The sequence below is a fragment of the Streptomyces sp. NPDC111606 genome, from assembly GCF_055656945.1.
Genome location: NZ_JBVKBY010000025.1, coordinates 1 through 18,804 on the forward strand (window position 1 = coordinate 1; position 18,804 = coordinate 18,804).

An 18,804-nucleotide genomic window follows, 5' to 3' on the forward strand; every position below is an offset into this window, starting at 1 on the left:
CAACGCCGCCCGTAATCGGTTCACTTCATGCGCATCCACCAGACCAACATGCTCTTGATCAGCACCAACGGAAAGACCTAACGAAGCACTACTAGACGCCGAGCCATCAAGTGTCGGATCCCAGCTGATGCTTGACGGTGGGCCTGGACGCCATCAGTAGCTTCTCAGACGTGCTCGCCCTTACGCCGGAGGGGGAGGCGGGTGGTCTGCTGGATCACCCGCGTTCCGCCATCCGGCTCGCCGATGAGGTTTGACTCGGTCGCATGGTCGGTCCGTGTGCTGCTCACACCGCGAGGCCCGTCAGCGGGGCGTGGGCGGCCCTGCCTCGATGCGAGCGCGCACCGCGTCGAATTTGCCGAGCTCGTCGATGGGGAAGCGCTCATCCCACCACGTGGCGCCGGCGTCTGTGAGGGGGCCGAGGATGTCGCGCGCCCCGACCCCGTCCCCGGGAGTCGATCCGCCGATGACCAGATCGAACGGTTCAACGCCCAGACCGGCCGCGCGACCTTGGGCATCGATGTAGGACTGCATCTCGGCGACGATGCCGGGGTCGGGCGGCTGTTCCCAAGGGCCAGTGGTGAAAACTGCTCCGTCCCAGTGGGCGGCGCGTCTGGCGGGAGCCTTGTGCGGCCACTCCCCACCGACCCAGATCGGCACCCGTGGCCGTTGTACCGGGCTCACCTTCCGAGAAGCATCCCTGAGGTGTGGCTGCTCTGGTGCGTCGGTTACAGGCGCTTCGCTGTGCGGTCGCGCAGCAGCAGCCACTGACTCGCGTCGGCGCTGCCTGAGCGCGCAGCCGGTCCATGCAGCAGCACGGCGTAAGCCGTCCTCTCCGCCTTGCCCGGGTCGGCATACTGGCCTGGAGCCTCCGGGGTCGGGAAGGAGCTCGTCATGCCTTCCAGGCCTTGTCCGCGTTCGGAGTGCTGAGCATCGGCCCTCCTAGGCCTAAATAGGGTTACGAGTGCAGTACACGCAGGTACTGCTTCTCGCGCGGTGTCTTCTCGTGCCCGAGCGGGAGCTCATCAGCGTGACGTTCAGCGTCTCCCGGCTGCGAGGCGTGAGGCATCATCGGCAGATGGCCGCCACACAAGCCCCGCCGACGTACTTGGAACGCCTTCGGTCAGATCTGGACCTGATCGAAGCGGATCTTCTGATGGTCCTCGCGGATTCGCAGATCCGAAACATCGACCCAAACCGCCCGTCCAGCGGCATCTTGTTCGTCGGCGCCGCGAGGTGGGGCTGGGTACCCAGCGGCCCCGAACTCGAGACGCGAAGGATGGAACTGCTGGGGCGCGTACGGGAATGGGAACCGTTGTTCCGGCTGCTGTTCCCGCATCCGACTCCGGAGGTCACCAAGCGCCTCGACGGGAGCCTTGCCCTGCTGCAGCGCTGGCTTGTACGCCCCCGGGACACCACCGTGCCGGCCAGCATCGACAAGGCCGTCGACAAGGTCAAGGCGGCCGTGGCCACGCTCCGGAAGCTGGGCGAGCTCCTGCCGGATGACGCCTGGGCGGTGCGTGTGGCGGTCGATACGAACATGCTCCTCGATGACCCCGACGTGGCGATCTACACGCCGCTGCTCGGGAATCGGTACATGGTCCACCTGCTGCCCGTTGTCCTGCGGGAGCTGGACGAGCACAAGCTCGCCGGCCGCAACCCCGACATCCGCGATGCGGCGAAGAAGGCCGACCGCCGCCTGAAAGGGCTGCGAACCAACGGCGACGTCCTGCGCGGCGTACGAGTGGCCGGCGATGTGCACGCCATCTTCGAGCACATCGAACCCAAAGGCGACGGGCTGCCGAACTGGCTCGACCTCGACGTGCCCGACGACCGCTTCGTGGCCTCCACCCTGCTGCTGCAGTCCCGGCACCCCGGCTCCGCCGTCTACGTGGCCACCAGGGACATCAACCTGCAGACAAAACTCGCCGCCGTCGGACTGCCCTTCATCGAAAAGCCATGAGCACCAGCAAGCCCGTCGTACCGAGCAAGGGAGCACCCTGTGTCCGCCGACTTCTCCGCCCTGCACGAACCGCTCGTGGAATGGGTCTACGACCGCACGAGAGCTGATCCACTGGGCGGGGTGTCGATCACCGAGTTCGGGCAGTCGCACAGCCTCACCGAGAACCAGACGTACCAACTCCTGCAGTTCTGCAAGGGCCAACGGCTCCTGGACGACCGTCACACGACCCACGACGGCCCGGAAGCCAACCTGACCCCGCGCGGCCTCGAGTGGATAGAGGAGCGCAGGCGCCGGCGCGCCGACCCGGCAGCGCGGGCCGCCGCCGCACGCAAGGGCCTGCTGGTCTGGCTGTGGCACCGCAAACACGACGACATCCTGCTGCCTGCCGTCGCGGACGTGGTGAACGACCCGCTGTCCCTCTTCGAGGGCGAACGCCTCACCGAAAGGGACATCGACCGGGCCTCCGCCTATCTCAGCGCCAAGGGCCTGATCAAAGGAGACCGGAACGCGAGCTCAGGCGGGCCCGTGCAAGCCGAGATCACCGCCGAAGGAGAAGACTGCGTGGACAACTACCAGGGCGACATCGGCGCGTACGAACGCCGCAACACCGGTGGGAACACCACGATCCACATCGGGCAGAACACGGGCAACATCGCCGCGAACAGCCGCGACTTCACGCTGAACGCGACCACGCACAGCGGCGTCGACCTCGCCCAGGTCGTCATGGCCGCCCGAGCACTCCGCCAGGCCGTGCCCATCCTGGGGCTGCCCGAAGACGATGCCGCTGCGATCACCCAACTGGCGACGCGCATGGAAGAGGAAGCCACCAGCGTTAACCCCGATCCAAGCCGTCTCCAGCGGTGGGGTGCCCAGACGCTGGCCGTCTTGTCGCCCGTCGCCAGTGGTGCCCTGGGCAGCGTTCTCGCCGCATACCTCGGAATCGTGCTGCCTGGACTGCCGACAGGGGGCTGACGCGTCAGGACGGAGCACCGGCTATGTCGGATCGCCCGCGCGAGCAGATGAGACTCATCGTGGAGGCGCACAGCCGCCATGCCCTTGAGCAGCAGACGAAGGGGTGGCCTGCCGACAACTGGCAGACCGCCCCTTCGTTGCTCCGGCCGGTCACGCCAACGGCACGGTGCGGTCGGCGTGGACGACTGTTCCGTCGGCCAGCTTCACGTAGGGCCGCATCTGCGTGTACGGGATGCGCTGCTCCCGCTCCACCCGCCGCAGTTCATCAGCCCGGATCAGGAACCGTGCGGGAGGGGCGCCGGGAGCGAGCACGTGAGGGAGCGGCGTTGCCCAGTTCTCCCCACGCGTGACGAACATGCGCCGGTCACCGGGGAGCTCGATGCCCCAGCTGGTGATGGCAATCGGCTGGTCTCCGGTGTTGACCGCCTCCACGCTGACGAAATGATCGCCCAGGTCCTGACTGCCGTCGGGCAGGTCGTACACCGGGATGGAGTTGGAGACCTGGAGGACCACACGGGGACCTGCGGGAGCGGGCAGGTAGCTCGCGATGTGGAAGCGGTTCTCCTGCTGGTTGTGGTTTCCTACCTGCAGAGCGGCGGGGCCGTTGAAGGTGTTGCCAACCACGCCCTGGCGGGCCGCGAATTCCTGCTGCTCTGCCACCAGCGCCTGAAGTTCGGTCGCGGCCTCCTGCTGCTCGGAGCTCTCCAGGTTCTCCAGGAGCGACTCGAAACGGGTCTGCCACGATGCCTCCTGGCGGAGGCGCGCCCGCTCCGTCTCGCCGGTGGCATCGGCTTCCTCCAGCGCCTGCGCGGTCCGGTCCAGGCGCTCCAGCTCCGCTCGCTCGCGCTGAGTGTCTCCGCGCCCCAGGAGACGGGCTACGCGTTGGCGCAGGCCGGTCCATGCGTCGGTGCCGGCGGCTTGGACGACGGCGGTGCCGCCTGCTCCGGCCACGGCCATGAGTGCTTCGGTGAGCATGTACCAATCCTTCGAGTCCGGGAACACTGACCCTCAGGCTGCGGCGCTGAGGCTTGAGACCAGTGTCCCGGGCGCCACTGACATCAGGGCCCTGGTCAGCGGTGCCAGCCCAGTTTCACGAGGCCCCGGCCGCAGCCCCCGAGGGCGTGTGCATACTGCTGGCCATGACGTCCCCGCTCGGCACCCGTGTGTACGTGATGACTGTCGCGTTGCTGGTATGCGTGGTGAGTAGCGGAGCCTGCTTCGGCTTCTTCCTGGATAACTGGTCGGGGGCCGTGGTGGGCGCGACTACCACTGGCCTGGGCGCGGCATTCGGAATGCTTGCCCGACCCCGGCCCGCAGTGACTTCCGTCCAGGCCGTCAGCGGCGACGGCTATGCCGAAGGGATCGCCGACACGGTCCTGCTGAGCATCGCGATGTACGAGGCCGCGGTCTTCCCACTGACCTCTGACGGGGCGAGCGATGAGGAACAGGAGGCCCGCCGTACCGTCGCGTACCGGCTCTCCGCCTATGACGGCCTGCCCCGTTCCGTTCGGGTGTCGGCGGCCGCCGCGTTGGAGGCCCTTGACGACGGCCTGGACGCCGAACGTGCTCGGGCCGCGGTGAAGGATCTGTCACTCGCGGTCTACGACTGTCGCGGCAACCGTCGCCCAGGTCCCGAACTTCGCTGATCCGACACAGCCGCTCATGTCTCGAACCGGCCCAGTCAATCTGCGCCGTGGTGACGTCCATGCCTCCGCCGCTGTCCGCGAACGTGCTGGACTGGTCGCATCCCGTATGCCTCTCCCAGAGGAGGGGCCATGGGCGAGACTGCCACGGCCGTGTCCGACGAAGCGTTCTCCGCGCTTGCCGAGAACTTGGGCCACATCCTGGAGACCCGCGCGCTGCTGTGCGTTATCGCGCCGGAGGACGTCCAGGGTGAGGCCGTGGTGGAGGCCGCTCTCAGCCGCTGCGACGGGGCCGACCCCGTTGTGGTCACGACTGCAACACCCTCCCCGGGGTCCGCCTCCCCGACCTCGACGAGATGCGCTACCGCGGCGTGCTCGCCGGCGCCGGCCACCCGGCTGCCCCGGGCGCGCGCCGCCCGCTGGGGGCTGGCGGCCGCGCGGAGCCGGCAAGGAGGAGCCGACGCCGGTCGGGGCGTGACTCGCCGACCGCGACCGACCGTTCGAGGCCACCGGCCGTAGTTCATGGGGCCGGTGGCCCTCCGCTCCCGCCGGCGCTCATGAGCCAGCGAAAGTGTGGCCGATTACCGTCATCTGTTGGCCGACCGCACCACGACCCCCTCAGTCAGGGCAGACCACACCGGCCAGTTGGAATGTGCTCTCCTTGCGTGGTCGGCTGTAGAGGAGCCGACACCTGCTCGACCCAGTTGCCTTCTGCGTGGAATGGGCTCGAGCGGTACGCAGCGTGCTCAGAACATGCGGACCAGCGGCCACCGACTCCGGGCCGAGTGGCTGCTGGGACGGTGGTTGATCGCCTCGATAGAGTGGCGGACTGTGCATCGGGGCGGCTGGACGGAAGGAAACCGGGGATCGCGTTGAGCATCACCAGACACACGGAGCGAGCGGACCCTGCGCGGCCCGCCGCTGGCGTCTCGCGTGGTGACGGCTGGCAACTCGGCCGCGTCACGCCTGCCGGACCGTTCGCCGTGCCGCGTCAGCCCTCTGCCATCTGCGCCGCCGCGACCGGACAGTTCGGCGGCTTCACCGCTGCCGCGGCGCTGCAAGGTGCCACGCCATGACCTCCGCTGACGGCCAGTCCCTGCCGTTCCTCACCCGTGTGCAGGTGGAGAACTACCGCTCCATCGCCTCCTGTGATGTGCGGCTGGGCTCCCTTACGGTCCTGGCGGGGCCGAACGCAGCAGGGAAGTCGAACTTCCTGGACGCGATCCGGTTTATCCGCGATGCCCTCAACGTCTCGCCCGGACAGGCACTGGAGTCGCGAGGCGGGCTCCAAGAGGTCCTGCACCGTGACGCGTCGGGCCAGCACGCGGACCGCTTCCGCATCCGTCTGGAAGCGCACGTCCCGGAAACCAATCGGCCCGCCTTCGATGCCCTCTACGTGCTGGAAGTGGGCGTCCACCCAGAGGGCGATCCTCTGCCTGTGCTGCGCCGCGAAGAGCTTCTGATCAACAGCATGCGCCAGGGAAGCCAGTTCATCCCGGAGATGGCGCAGGACTCCCGGATCGCGTGGCGGGATGACATCCTCCTCCCGAAATACGCTCGGGAGAACGCCGAGGCGTGGGCGCTGTACGCGCGCCTGCGCGCCATGCGCTTCTACGAACTTCTCACCCCGGTTCTGCGTGCCGTCGACGACACACCGGGTGGCGGCAAGACCACTAACTGATCGTTTCAGAATGAAGTTCTGAGGCGGCGAAGGCAGATGATGCTGCAGGCCAGTTCGAGCAGGCCTTGGTGGAGGTCGGCGCGGCGCTCGTAGCGGATGCGGAGGCGTTTGAACTGGTGCAGCCAGGCAAAGGCGCGCTCGGCCACCCAGCGGACCTTGCCCAGTCCGGAGCCGTGGGCGACGCCGCGTCGGGCGATCATCGGTTTGATGCCGCGCTTCCATAGCAGGCGGCGGTACTTGTCGAAGTCGTAACCCCGGTCGGCGTACAAGCGCCGGGGCTTGCGACGTGGGCGTCCCCGCAGGCCCCGGATCGGCGGGACGGCATCCAGTAGCGGTAGGAGCTGGGTGACGTCGTGGCGGTTGCCGCCGGTGAGCGCAACGGCCAGCGGGGTACCGTGCCGGTCAACGATCACATGGTGCTTGGAGCCAGGACGGGCGCGGTCAACCGGCGACGGGCCGACGTGATCCCCCCTTTCAGGGCCCGGACATGTGAGCCGTCGACAGCGCAGTCATCCAGGTCCAGCAGGTTCGCTCGCCGCAGCTCGATCAGTAGGGCGGCGTGCAGACGGGGCCACAGGCCGGCCTCGGTCCAAGCCCGCAGCCTGCGCCAGGCCGTGACGCCGGAGCAGCCCACCGTCTCCGCGGGTACGTCGCGCCAGGCAACACCGGTCCGCAGCACGTACAGAACGCCCGCGAGCGCCACCCGGTCCGGAACGCGCAGGCGGCCGGGGTAGCAACGACGTCGCTCGGGAACGGGCGGCAGCAACGGAGCCACGCGCTCCCACAGGTCGTCCGGAACCAAATCAGCACGCATCCGCACAGCCTGCCGACCAAGATCGCCAGCCGCAAGATCGCAGGCTCGGCTCAAGTTTGAAACGTTCAGTTAATCATTAGGGCCCGAAAGTATTTTCGCATACGGTATCCGAATGGCTTCTCAGCGTGTTCTGCTGCCGCGCTCGACACCGGCTGCCTCGGGGATGTCGTCCCGTTCGATTGCCGCGCTGCTGGATCGGCTCGAAGCACGATCCGTCGAGTGTCACTCCATCATGATCGTACGCCACGGTCACGTCGTCGCCGAAGGGTGTTGGGCGCCGTACTCGGCCGAGCGCCCGCACCTTCTCTACTCGCTGACCAAGTCGTTCACCTCGGTGGCCGTGGGGCTCGCGATCGCCGATGGGCTGCTCTCGCTGGACGATCGGGTGGTGGATGTGTTGCCCGACCACGTTCCGGGCGACATCGCGGAGCAGGGACGCCGCCTCACCGTTCACCACCTGCTGTCCATGACGGCCGGCCACCGCACGGACAGCCTCGCCGAGGCCTGGCAACGGGAACCAGGCGACCTGGTGAAGGGCTTCCTGCGCGTACCGTTTTCCGAGGCCGAGGGAACACGGCACGCCTACGACAATCCGATCACCTTCATCCTGGCCCGGATGGTGGAACGGGTGACGGGCCGCGGCCTCCCGGAATTGCTGGACGAGCGCCTCTTCAAGCCGATGGGCATCGACCACGCCGAATGGGACCGTGTGGCGAGCGGTGCCACCTTCGGATTCCACGGACTGCACCTCACGACCGAGGCCGTCGCCGCCTTCGGTGAACTGCTCCTGCGAGGAGGCCTTTGGGGTGACCGGCGGCTCGTCCCGCGTGAATGGGTGGAGCTCGCGACCAGACGGCACATCGACACCTTGCAGATCGAGGACTGGTCGGAGAATCCCGACGCGCTTTGCGGCTACGGTTACCAGTTCTGGATGTCACGTCACGGTTACCGCGGCGCCGGCGCCTTCGGCCAGCTGTGCGTCGTTGTCCCGTCGCACGACCTCGTGGTCGTCGTGACCGGCGCCGTAACGCAGGAAGAGGCAGTGCTCGACCCCTTGTGGGAGTGCCTGCTACCCGGCATGGAGGACGCGGGAAGCACCCGGGACGACGAGATCCTCGCCGATCGGCTGCGGCGGCTGTCATTGGCACCGGTGTTGGGTTCGGCCGCCCCGGGGCGTTCCGTCAAGGCGAGACTCGACGCCTCCGCTGAAGGTTCGGCTCTGCCCGAGGGAACCACGGTGATCGTCGATCCCGTTGACGATGGATGGCTCCTTCGTCTCGGGCCGTTCCTCAACGTCGAGGTCGGCCACGGCGAATGGCGGGAAAGTTGGCCGCTCGGCCGCCCTGTCGTCGCGGCTGGCGCCTGGCAGGGCAACACGTTCGTCGCCGAGCTGTACGTCATCACCACGCCGCACCGGGTTCGGCTGTCGATAGACGCCGACGCCGGAACAGCGATGGCAGCGTGGAACACCGTGCCCCTGACCGGCGCCAGTCTGGCGTTGCATGTGCGGTCACCTCTGATGACACGACCCGACGTCGCGTAGGTGATGCGCCTCGTCCACGGCGCTCCGGACTGGGTGGTCGAGCGCGCGCCTTCGCCTGGCTGCACCAGTTCAAACGCCTCCGCATCCGCTAGGAGCGCGCCGACCTCCGGCAGGGGGCCTGCTCGAACTGGCCTGTACTGTCATCTGCCTCCGCCGCCTCAGAACTTCATTCTGAAACGATCAGTTATACGGAGCCCAATATCTGGATGCAGCACGTCTGAGCTGAGTACACAGGGCGTGGCGGCGTCGCACGGCGTTCGCGGTCCAGGGCAGCGTCTACAGCGTCTGTGCCGACAGCGGAGCGATCGACGCGGGTCGGTCAAGTCATGGCGTGCCACCCGCCGCCTACGAACTCGATCCTCAGAATATGATCATCTTCCTGCTCTTTCGGCTGTAGAAGATGGCTTTGAACACCAGACAGCGGTCCTGGGTACTCGATTGAATCCGAGCGCCCAGGACCGCTGTCTACATTTCTTTCAGTCTAGTGATGCGGGCGCGGGATAGGCCCAGTCTTCGTCATGGATCCGGAGATGGAGGCCGTGCCGTTCCTACAACTCGAACCACTCCCCCAACTCCTCAAAGGTCCCGGTTCGAACAAAACTTTGCACAGCATCCCATGCACGGTCGAGGCTTAGGACGAAGTCACCTGTGAACTCTGTGGGTTCATCCATCACTGGGGCCTCGACTGTTGTCTCTGATGGCACCGATCCATCCCCGCCGAGAAGAGACACTCACTCTTCGTTTAGTGAAGAGATGGACGATCGCTTGATTACCTCTGAAGCTCAGGGCCAATTGAGGAAATGATTTGTCCGGCAACCGAACTTCCAGATACCCCTGACCGCGTGCGCGCAGGTCATTGAAGTCACCCGTCAGATCGCACAGTTCTGAGCGTTTCTCACGTGGGGAGAACCTCCCAGACTCCAGCGATGTCATCGACCACACCACCACGGTTCCCAACGGAGCCTCACATCCGGGATCTCAGCACGTGGACCTCACAACCCGGCGCGAACGGGTCAAAGCCGTGCTCGAGCAGCCAGCGAACTGCCAGCAGGCTTCGCAACGACCACCACGCGTGGATCACGTCGAGGTCGATGTCGGTGCCATAGCCGGCAGGTGGCGAGGTCGTACAGGGCATCACCCTGGCCCGCCTCGGACCAGTCGATGATGCCGGTGACCTCGTCGCCGTCGACGAAGACGTGCGCGATCTGCAGGTCGCCGTGTGTGAACGCCGGAGTCCACGGCCGGAGCGCGGCCTCGGCGACCTGGCGGTTGCGGGTGACCAGGTCAGCGGGCAGGAGACCGTTCGTCACGAGCAACTCGCACTCGTCGTCGAGTTCCGCCGCCAGCGCGACGATGCTCCTGCCGGCCCGGCCCGGTAGGGGCGGCAGGGGCGCTTCGTGCAGCTTCCGGATGGCGGCGCCCGCCGCTGCCCACGCCGCCGACGACCCGGTCGACGGCCCGCCGAGGCGCCCAAGCGTCGTCCCCGGGAGTGCGGCTATCGCGAGCACGGGTGGCTTGCGCCACAGGACCTCCGGGGTCGGGACCGGCGCGAGGGACATCGCCTCGACCTCGACGTCGATGCGCGCCTGATCGGCGTCCACCTTCAAGAACACGTCACCGACGCGCAGAGTCGCGCGCTCGGAATGGGCGACGACGACTTTGACCTCATCCATGGGCGACCAGTATCCCGGGGATGCTCGCCGACGTCGCCAGATTTGTCGCGTGCGATGACCCGGCCGACCGCGTCCCGCTACCCGGCAGCCTCGTGTACGACACCGACCTCTGACCAGGTCAAGCCCACCACTTTGTTACAAGCCCTAAAAGAATCGGCGCCCCTGCGCCCGCCAGATCAGCGACGTCGCGCGCAGCTACGGGCCCCACCGGATGGAAACAATGCTGGGCCCTGGGCTCACGGGGAAGCCCATTCCAGGGAGACAAAAGCGGGGCTCACCGTGGAGCCACGGGGCGACAGCGTCATCGATGATTCCTCCAACACAATCGCCCTGATCTCCGACACCCTGTGAAGTGACGGGCGCAGGGCTGTTCAACCCTGCGTCGTGGACGGTTGAACAGCCTCCCCTTCACCCCTGACAGACTGGTACTACACCGCACTTGAGTCACAGTTGAGCCGCCTCAACCGGCCCCGTGCCAAACTCGGCCCCATGCTCCACAGGCGCGCTAATCAATCTCTGATGGAACGGACAAAGCAGCTCCGCAGAGGCCTCACGGAAACCCCGCTGATTCCCCTGGCGGACGAGCAGTGCGACCTCGTCGCCAAGCTGGAATTCTGCAATCCCGCCGGAAGCACCAAAGACCGTTCGGCACTGTGGATTCTGGAACAGGCAATCGGTCGCGGGGAGATAGCGCGCGACACCACGGTGGTCGAGTCGTCGTCCGGCAATTTCGCGCTGGCCCTGGCTTTCTACTGCCGAATGCTCGGCATCTCGTTCGTCCCGGTCATCGATCCGAACTGCAACGAGGCCACCGAGGCCCAACTCCGGCTGCTGTGCGAACGAGTGGAGAAGGTTTCCATCCGTGATGCGTCGGACAACTACCTGAAGTCCCGGCTGTCCCGGGTGCAGGAACTCCTGGTCGACCTCGACTCGGCCTATTGGCCCAACCAGTACGCCAATCCTGACGCCCGCGACGCGCATTACCACTTCACCGCGGGCGAGTTGATCGCGCAGGCCGGCCCGCTCGACTACCTCTTCGTCGGCGTGGGCACGGGCGGCACGATCGCCGGGCTCTCCCACCGGGTCAAGGAGGCATACCCGGGCTGTGTGGTCGTCGCTGTCGACACCGAGGGATCGGTGATCTTCGGAGGCCCGCCGAAGAAGCGGCGGATCCCCGGCATCGGCTCCAGCATCGTGCCGCCGCTGTGTGGTGAGGCGCTGATCGATCACGTCGAGATCGTCTCCGAGGTGCGCGCCGTCGAGGCCTGCGGCGACCTGGTCGCCAAGTACAGCTTGTACGCGGGCGGTTCGACCGGCAGCACCTATGCCGCCGTCCAGGACTACTTCGCTCGTCACCGTCCCGGCGCACTCCGTCCCGGTGCACGTCGTCCCCGGGTCGCCTTCATCGCAGCCGACCGCGGCCATGCCTACGCCCAGACCGTCTACGACCCCGCGTGGGTCCAGCAGGTGCGCGCGGAAGCGGTACAGCCCGCCGGTATCGAAGCCCTGGCCGTCAACTGAAGGAGAACCACCCGTGTCCACCCTGGCCCCACCGCCCATGACCGTGATCGGCGCGGGCGACGTCGCCGCCGAGACGGACCGTCATCGTCCGGAGCTCCTCGAGGTCGTCCGTGCCGCCTACCTCGCGCACGACGCCGGACAGAGCTCGAACCCGCACAGCTCGTTCCTGCGCTTCCCGCACCAGAACCGGTCGCGCATCATCTCCCTGCCCGCCTATCTGGGAGGCGAGTTCGAGGTCGCCGGCAACAAGTGGATCGCCAGTTTTCCGGACAACACGCAGCACGGGATACCCCGCGCCTCGGCCACGCTGATCCTCAACGACTGCGTCACCGGCTACCCGTTCGCCTGCATGGAGTCCTCGATCGTCTCGGCGACGCGGACCGCGGCCTCCGCGGTGCTGGGCGCGCAGACGCTGCTCGGCGCGCGCCGCGCCCGCCGTGTCGGCATCGTGGGCACGGGTCTGATCGCTCAGCACGTATGGCGGTTCCTGCGTGACCTCGACTGGAAGATCGACGGCTTCCGGCTCTTCGACCTCGACCCGGCGGCCGCGGACCGCTTCGGTGCCGTCATGGCCGAGCACACCGACGCCGAGATCGTGGTCGCCGAGACGGTGGAGGACGCGTTCACCGACTGCGACCTGGTGTTGCTGACCACCGTGGCCGGCGAACCGCACCTGCGCGACCCCCGGCTGCTGGCCCACAACCCGGTGGTCCTCCACCTGTCCCTGCGCGACCTCGCCCCCGAGATGATCCTCGCCGCCCAGAACTTCACCGACGACGTCGACCACGCCGTACGCGAGCGCACCTCGCTGCACCTGACCGAACAGCGCACCGGTAACCGGGACTTCATCGATGGCACTCTCGGCGACCTGCTGCGCGGACGGCTGCGCCGGGACCACGGACGGCCGGCGATCTTCTCGCCGTTCGGACTCGGCGTACTCGACCTCGCCGTGGGCAAGTGGGTGCACGACCGGGTCGTCGCCGCGGGCCGGGGCCACCACGAGAGCGACTTCTTCACCGGGGTGGGGGTCTGACACGTGAGCGCCTCCCCCGCCACGCACCGCGCCAACGCCGGGGACCGGTACGCCGTGGTGGTGAACCATGAGGAGCAGTACTCGGTCTGGTTCGCCGACCGTGCCCTGCCCGCCGGCTGGACCGCCACCGGCACGCAGGGCACCCGCCAGGAGTGCCTGGACCACATCGAGCAGGTGTGGACCGACCTGACCCCGCTCTCCGTGCGAGCGTCATGATGACGGCCACTGACCTCGCGGCGACCTGGATGCGCGGGCTCGGCAGCCGTGAACTCAGCGCGCAGCGGCGCCTGTTCGTCTTCCCGCATGCCGGAGCCGGCGCCTCCGCCTACCGGCTGGCGGCCTACCTGCCGGACACCGTCGAAGTCTGTACGGTCCAGTTGCCCGGCCGGGAAGCCCGGTTCGCCGAACCGGCCCTGACGTCCCTGGACGAGGCCGTGGGCGCGCTCGCGCCGCTCATCGCGGACCACACGGAACTGCCGTACGCCTTCTTCGGGCACAGCATGGGTTCCCTCATCGCCTTCGAGGCGGCCCGGCGGCTACGTGCACTCGGCACGCCCCTACCCGACCGCCTGTTCCTGTCGGGCATGCGCGCCCCCGGTCTGCCGGACCGCGACCCGCGGCACACCCTGCCCGACGACAAGCTGCTCGCCACAGCCGAATTCGACGGCGTGGATCCCGAGTTGCAGGAGCTGCTGCTGCCGCTACTGCGTGCGGACCTGACGCTGTGCGAGACGTACACGCACCGGGCCGAGGCGCCCCTGCCCTGTCCCCTGACCGTTCTGGCCGGCTCGGACGACCACAGCGTCGACGGGACGGAGCTCGCCGACTGGCGCAAGCACACCTCTGCCGACTTCGAACTGCGCCTGTTCCCGGGCGCCCCCCACCTGTATGTGCGCGGCGCGGAACGACAGCTGGCAGAGACGATTACGCGCACCTTCCCCGCACGGGGCTGAGAAAGGATCGTTCATGGCGCCGACCACCCTCGTCGCACTGTGGGAGCAGCAGGCAGCCGCGACACCCGACGCGGTCGCCGTCGTCGCGGGAGCACACCGCGTCACCTACGCCGACGTGGACCGGCGGGCCACGGCACTCGCGGCCGAGCTGCGGGCACGCGGCATCGGACCGGAGGACCTGGTCGGCGTCTGTCTCGGGCGCTCGGTCGAGATGGTCGTGGCCCTGCTCGGCATCCTGAAGTCGGGCGCCGCGTACCTGCCGCTCGACCCGGGCTACCCGGCCGACCGGCTGCGGCACATGACCACCGACTCGGGGGCCGGGCTGTTGCTGTGCGATGCGGACCACCGCGCGCAGGCTCTGGCGTCCGGCGTGGCCGACGTCCTGCTGGTCGAGGACGTTCCCGCGGAACGTGAGGACTTTCGCGCGGAACCTGCCGCACCGGTGGCCCCGGTGGCACGCCCGCACCACCTGGCTTACGTCATCTACACCTCCGGTTCGACCGGCCTGCCCAAGGGCGTGGCCGTCGACCACGCGGCGCTCGCCTCGTTCCTGCGGAGTGTGGCCGAACGCCCCGGCCTCGGGGCGGACGACCGGGTCCTCGCGCTGACCCCGCTGTCATTCGACATCTCGATCCTTGAGCTGTTCCTGCCGCTGACCCGGGGAGCGACGGTGGTGATGGCGCCGCGCGCCGCCAACACCGACCCCGAGCTGTTGGCCGCCACCATCGCCGAGGCGGGTGTGAGCGTCGTACAGGCGACTCCCACCACCTGGCGGATGCTGCTGGCGTCCGGCTGGACGGAGGGGCACGGCCGGGTACTGCTGTCGGGCGGTGAGCCTCTCGATCCGCCGCTGGCCCGCGATCTCCTCGCCACCGGCGGCACCCTGTGGAACCTGTACGGGCCGACCGAGGCGACGGTGTGGGCCACCGCCGCCCGTATCGACGCCGTGGCCGACCGGGTCACGGTCGGCACGTCCCTGTCCAACACCCGACTGCACGTCGTCGACGAGGATGGGCGGGAGGCCGGCCCAGGAGTCAGCGGCGAGCTGTGGATCGGCGGCGCGGGTGTGGCGCGCGGCTACCTCAACCGTCCCGCGCTGACCGCCGACCGGTTCGTGCCCGACCCGTTCGGGGACCCCGCCGGGCGGCTGTACCGGACCGGGGACCTCGCCCGCTGGTCCGCCGACGGCATGCTGGAGGTGCTGGGACGCAACGACCACCAGGTCAAGGTGCGCGGTTTCCGCATCGAGCTCGGCGAGATCGAGGCCTGTGTACGCAGCCACCCCCTCGTCACGGACGCGGTGGTGGTCGTCGACCGCGAGGCAGCCGGCGGCGACCAGTTGGTGGCGTACCTCGTGCCCGCGCACGACGCGCGGAACGTATCCGAGGAGCGGCACGTATCCGAGGACCTGCCCCGCCAGGTCCGTGACCACCTCGCTCAGCATCTTCCCGCCCACATGGTGGCCCAGGGCTACGCAGTGCTCGACGCGCTGCCCCGCACCCCCGCGGGCAAGACCGACCGCGGCGCCGTGCAGCGGATCCCGCACAGTCCGGTCCGGGCGCGCGGGCCGATGCCCGACGCCGCCTCGCTGCCGCCGCACACCGCGGCGGTGTGCCGCGTGTGGGCCGAGGTGCTCGGGCTCGACGACGTGTCCCCGTACGACGACTTCTTCGGCCTGGGCGGCCAGTCGCTCGCCGCGGTACGGGTCGTGGCCCGGCTGCGTGCGGAGCTCGGCCTGCCGGTCGACGCCCAGTCGGTCTTCGCGCATCCGACGCCCGCCGCACTCACCGCCGCCCTGGACGGCCTGGCGCCCGCGGACGACGAGCCGATCCCCGCGGCGGCGACCGCCGAACTCTCCTTCGGCCAGGAGCGGATCTGGTTCTTCGAGCAGCTGAACGACGCGGTGCCCGCCTACCACCTGCCGGTCGCCCTGGGCATGCCCGGCGGTCGCGTGGACCTGACGTTGCTGGAGGACTGCCTGTCCGCGCTGGTGCAACGGCACCCGGCGCTGCGTACGGCCCTCGTCGACGTCGACGGCCGGGTCCGTCCCGAACTGCGCGAGCCTGGACCGGTGCCGCTGCGCTGCACCGAGGTCGCCGAAGAGGACCTGGACGCGCTGGTGACCGAGCGGATCCGCGCCCCCTTCGCCCTCGACCGCCCACCGCTGCTGCGCGCGGATGTGCTGCGCACCCCGAGTCGTGACATTACGTTGCTGACGCTTCATCACATAGCCTGCGACGGCACATCGGTGGACCTGATGGTGCGGGAACTGGGCGAGCTATACACGGAGCTCATCGCCGGCCGTCGCCCCGCCGCGGCACCACTGCCGGTGACGTACGCCGACTACGCGGCCTGGCAGCGCGAGCGACTCACCGGCGCCGAGCTGGAGCGGCTGCTCGACCACTGGCGCACCCGGCTGTCCGGCGTGCCCGTCCTGGAGCTGCCGACCAGCCGACCCCGGCCGGCCGTCGCAAGCCACCGCGGCCGTCGCGAACTGCTGTGCATCCCGGCCGACTTGGCGCACGGGCTGCGCACGCTGTGCCGGGCCGAGGGTGTCACCCTGTTCATGGGGCTGCTGACCCCGTTGCAGGTGCTGCTCGGCCGGTACGCCGACGAGAGCGATGTCGCCGTCGGCACCCTGACAGGCGGTCGGCCGCGCCCGGAACTGGACGATGTGGTGGGCTACTTCGTGAACACCGTCGTCCTGCGCACCGACCTGTCCGGTGACCCGACCTGGCACGAGCTGCTGGGCCGCGTCCGCGAGGTCGCGCGGCAGGCGTACGCGCACCAGGAGCTGCCCTTCGAGAAGCTCGTGGCGGAGCTGAGCCCGGAGCGCGACCTGAGCCGCAACCCGCTCTTCCAGGTGCTGTTCGCCCTGCACGAGGAGCCGAGGGCCGGTCACGTCACCGAGCTGTCCGACCGCAAGGAGCTGGAAGGACGGCTCGGCACTGCCCGCTTCGACCTCGCCTTCGACGTGACGGACCACGCCGCCGGGGCCGGTGACCTCAGCATCTCCATCGAGTACGCCACTGACCTGTTCGACGCGGACTTCGTCCGGGGCCTCGGCCGGCACTTCCTGCGGGTGATCGAGCAGATGGTGTCCGGCGCCACGGCCCGACTGTCCGAGCTGGAGATCGTCTCGGCCGATGAGCTTCGTGCCCTCTCCATCGGCAACCTGGCCGAGCCGCTGCCCGAACCGACCACCCTGGTCCGCCTGTGGGACCGCCAGGTGCGGACCACCCCGAACGCGATCTGCGTCGTGGGCGACGGCCGGTCGCTGACGTTCACCGAAACCGACGCGCGGGCCTCGGCCCTGGCCCGGGAGCTGCGGGCCCAGGGCGTGCGCCCCGAAAGCCTGGTCGCCGTCTGCCTGGAACGCTCGGTGGAACTGGTGGTCGCCCTGCTGGGCGTGCTCAAGGCGGGCGGTGCCTACGTCCCGCTCGACCCCGGCTACCCGACTGACCGGCTGCGGTACCTGCTGGCCGACTCGGGCGTACGCCTGGTCGTCGCGGACCCGGAGCACCCCGCCTCGGCCCTGTTCGGCGACGGCGTGCGTCTTGTGTCAGTGGACCAGGAACCCGGGACGGAGCCCGGGCCGACCGAGGAGGCGCAACCGCACCACCTCGCCTACGTGATCTACACGTCCGGCTCGACCGGCAACCCCAAGGGCGTCGCGATCACCCACGCCAACATCACCGGGTTCCTGGAGTGGAACCAGCGGCTGTGCCGGCTCACCGGGCAGGACCGCGCCCTGCTCAACCACTCGGTGGCATTCGACAACTCGGTCTGGGAGATCTTCCAGTGCCTGGTCTCCGGCGCCGAACTGCACCTGGCGAGCCCCACCGCCGCCTACGACCCCGAGGAGTTCCTGCGAGAGGTCGCCGAGCGCGGCATCACCACGCTCAACGCGACGCCCTCGCAGATGCGGATCCTGCTGGAATCCGGCACGGATCCCGCTCCCCGACTCGGCACCGTACGCCTGGTGTTCACCGGTGCCGAGGCCGTGCCGCACGATGTGGCCCGCCGCATCCTGTCCTCCACCGCCCCGGGATGCCAGGTCTTCAACGAGTACGGGCCCACCGAAGCGACCGTCACCTCGGCGTTCTGCCCGATCACCGAGGAGCTGCTCGACCGGCACAGCCACCGCCCGAGCGTCCCGTTCGGGCGGGCCACCGACAACGCGCACCTCTACGTGCTGGACCCGCGCCTGCGCCCGGTAGTCCCGGGCTGTCGCGGCGAGCTATACGTCGGCGGCAGCGCGGTCGGCCGCGGTTATCTCGGCAGGCCGGCCCGCACGGCCGGGGCGTATCTGCCCGACCCGTACGCCGCGGAGCCCGGCGCCCGTATGTACGCCACGGGCGACGTGGTCCGGCTGCTGCCCGACGGAAATCTGGTCTTCCTCGGCCGCAACGACCACCAGGTCAAGGTGCGCGGTTTCCGCATCGAGCTCGGCGAGATCGAGTCCGCGCTCCAGAGCCACCCGGCCTTGGCGGACTGCGTGGTGGCCGTGCGCCGAACCAGCACCGATGTGGACCAGCTGGCGGCCTACCTGATCCTCGAGCACACCGAACGGCCCACCCCGGACCCGGCGGAACTGCGCGCCTACCTGGCGGAGCAACTGCCGCCGTACATGCTGCCGCAGAGCTACACCGTGATCGACGAGATCCCCCTCACCCCGAACGGCAAGGTCGACCGCACCGCCCTGCCCGACCCGCGCCCTGTGCCCGCCCCGGCCCCCGCCACCCGCCGGGCCGTCACCAAGCAGCAGCTCCTCGTCGCCGATGTGTGGCGGGAGTGTTTGGGCGTCGACGACGACTTTGGGCCGCAGGACGACTTCTTCGACGTCGGCGGTACCTCGTTGACCATCACCACGGTCGCGGGCCGGCTCAGCGAGCGACTCGGGCGCCGGGTCCCACCTGTTCTGGTGTTCAGAAACCCCACCGTCGCGGGCCTCGCCGAGGCCCTGGAGGCGGACACACAGCGATGAGCAGCACCGACAGCACAAGCGTCG

Annotated in this window: 13 protein-coding genes and 1 pseudogene; 10 read left to right on the forward strand and 4 right to left on the reverse strand. The window is 68.8% G+C overall.

Going from position 1 to position 18,804, the window contains the following annotated elements:
• Positions 1 to 300 precede the first annotated feature (300 nt).
• Entirely contained in the window at positions 301 to 531 is a 231-nt protein-coding gene (locus tag ACZ7M7_RS43905) for a hypothetical protein (RefSeq protein WP_472127345.1), read from the reverse strand.
• Positions 532 to 1,075: 544 nt separating this feature from the next.
• On the opposite strand from ACZ7M7_RS43905, the gene ACZ7M7_RS43910 reads away from it, so the two are divergent.
• A complete protein-coding gene (locus ACZ7M7_RS43910; RefSeq protein ID WP_472127347.1) occupies positions 1,076 to 1,960 on the forward strand; it encodes a PIN domain-containing protein in 885 nt (294 codons plus the stop codon).
• Positions 1,961 to 1,999: 39 nt separating this feature from the next.
• On the forward strand, positions 2,000 to 2,932 hold the full coding sequence (locus ACZ7M7_RS43915) for a hypothetical protein (RefSeq protein ID WP_472127349.1): 933 nt from the start codon (positions 2,000 to 2,002) through the stop codon (positions 2,930 to 2,932).
• A gap of 150 nt (positions 2,933 to 3,082) precedes the next feature.
• Here the strand turns inward: ACZ7M7_RS43915 and ACZ7M7_RS43920 are convergent, their stop codons facing one another.
• Complete coding sequence (locus ACZ7M7_RS43920; RefSeq protein WP_472127351.1) at positions 3,083 to 3,907, reverse strand: hypothetical protein; 825 nt, start codon at positions 3,905 to 3,907, stop codon at positions 3,083 to 3,085.
• A gap of 164 nt (positions 3,908 to 4,071) precedes the next feature.
• Between ACZ7M7_RS43920 and ACZ7M7_RS43925 the strand changes: the two genes are divergently transcribed.
• Together ACZ7M7_RS43925 and ACZ7M7_RS43930 are read left to right on the forward strand one after the other, a co-directional pair.
• Positions 4,072 to 4,578, forward strand: a complete 507-nt coding sequence (locus ACZ7M7_RS43925; protein WP_472127353.1) for a hypothetical protein — start codon at positions 4,072 to 4,074, stop codon at positions 4,576 to 4,578.
• Between the two features lie 1,069 nt (positions 4,579 to 5,647).
• Complete coding sequence (locus ACZ7M7_RS43930; RefSeq protein WP_472127354.1) at positions 5,648 to 6,256, forward strand: AAA family ATPase; 609 nt, start codon at positions 5,648 to 5,650, stop codon at positions 6,254 to 6,256.
• A gap of 5 nt (positions 6,257 to 6,261) precedes the next feature.
• Here the strand turns inward: ACZ7M7_RS43930 and ACZ7M7_RS43935 are convergent.
• Positions 6,262 to 7,070 (reverse strand): IS5 family transposase gene (locus tag ACZ7M7_RS43935; protein WP_472127356.1). Its coding sequence is split into 2 segments (ribosomal slippage): positions 6,262 to 6,731 and positions 6,731 to 7,070, totalling 810 coding nucleotides; the frame shifts between segments, so codons are not numbered across the junction.
• Between the two features lie 112 nt (positions 7,071 to 7,182).
• Between ACZ7M7_RS43935 and ACZ7M7_RS43940 the strand changes: the two genes are divergently transcribed.
• Positions 7,183 to 8,613 (forward strand): serine hydrolase domain-containing protein, encoded by a 1,431-nt coding sequence (locus ACZ7M7_RS43940; protein ID WP_472127358.1) that lies wholly within the window; start codon positions 7,183 to 7,185, stop codon positions 8,611 to 8,613.
• Between the two features lie 964 nt (positions 8,614 to 9,577).
• Here ACZ7M7_RS43940 and ACZ7M7_RS43945 read toward each other — a convergent pair.
• Positions 9,578 to 10,286 (reverse strand): annotated as a pseudogene (locus ACZ7M7_RS43945) (phosphotransferase family protein).
• 450 nt (positions 10,287 to 10,736) lie between these two features.
• Between ACZ7M7_RS43945 and sbnA the strand changes: the two are divergent.
• From sbnA to ACZ7M7_RS43970, 5 genes are read left to right on the forward strand one after another with little or no spacing between them, the layout of a single operon-like run.
• Entirely contained in the window at positions 10,737 to 11,807 is a 1,071-nt protein-coding gene (sbnA, locus tag ACZ7M7_RS43950; protein ID WP_472127360.1) for a 2,3-diaminopropionate biosynthesis protein SbnA, read from the forward strand.
• Positions 11,808 to 11,844: 37 nt separating this feature from the next.
• Positions 11,845 to 12,840 (forward strand): 2,3-diaminopropionate biosynthesis protein SbnB, encoded by a 996-nt coding sequence (sbnB, locus tag ACZ7M7_RS43955; protein WP_472127403.1) that lies wholly within the window; start codon positions 11,845 to 11,847, stop codon positions 12,838 to 12,840.
• A gap of 3 nt (positions 12,841 to 12,843) precedes the next feature.
• Positions 12,844 to 13,056 carry an MbtH family protein gene (locus ACZ7M7_RS43960; RefSeq protein ID WP_472127362.1) on the forward strand — a complete coding sequence of 71 codons (213 nt, stop codon included), beginning with the start codon at positions 12,844 to 12,846 and terminating at the stop codon, positions 13,054 to 13,056.
• Entirely contained in the window at positions 13,053 to 13,793 is a 741-nt protein-coding gene (locus ACZ7M7_RS43965) for a thioesterase II family protein (protein ID WP_472127363.1), read from the forward strand. The genes ACZ7M7_RS43960 and ACZ7M7_RS43965 overlap by 4 nt, the downstream gene beginning before the upstream one ends.
• 13 nt (positions 13,794 to 13,806) lie before the next feature.
• Positions 13,807 to 18,780 carry an amino acid adenylation domain-containing protein gene (locus ACZ7M7_RS43970; protein WP_472127365.1) on the forward strand — a complete coding sequence of 1,658 codons (4,974 nt, stop codon included), beginning with the start codon at positions 13,807 to 13,809 and terminating at the stop codon, positions 18,778 to 18,780.
• Positions 18,781 to 18,804: the final 24 nt, after the last annotated feature.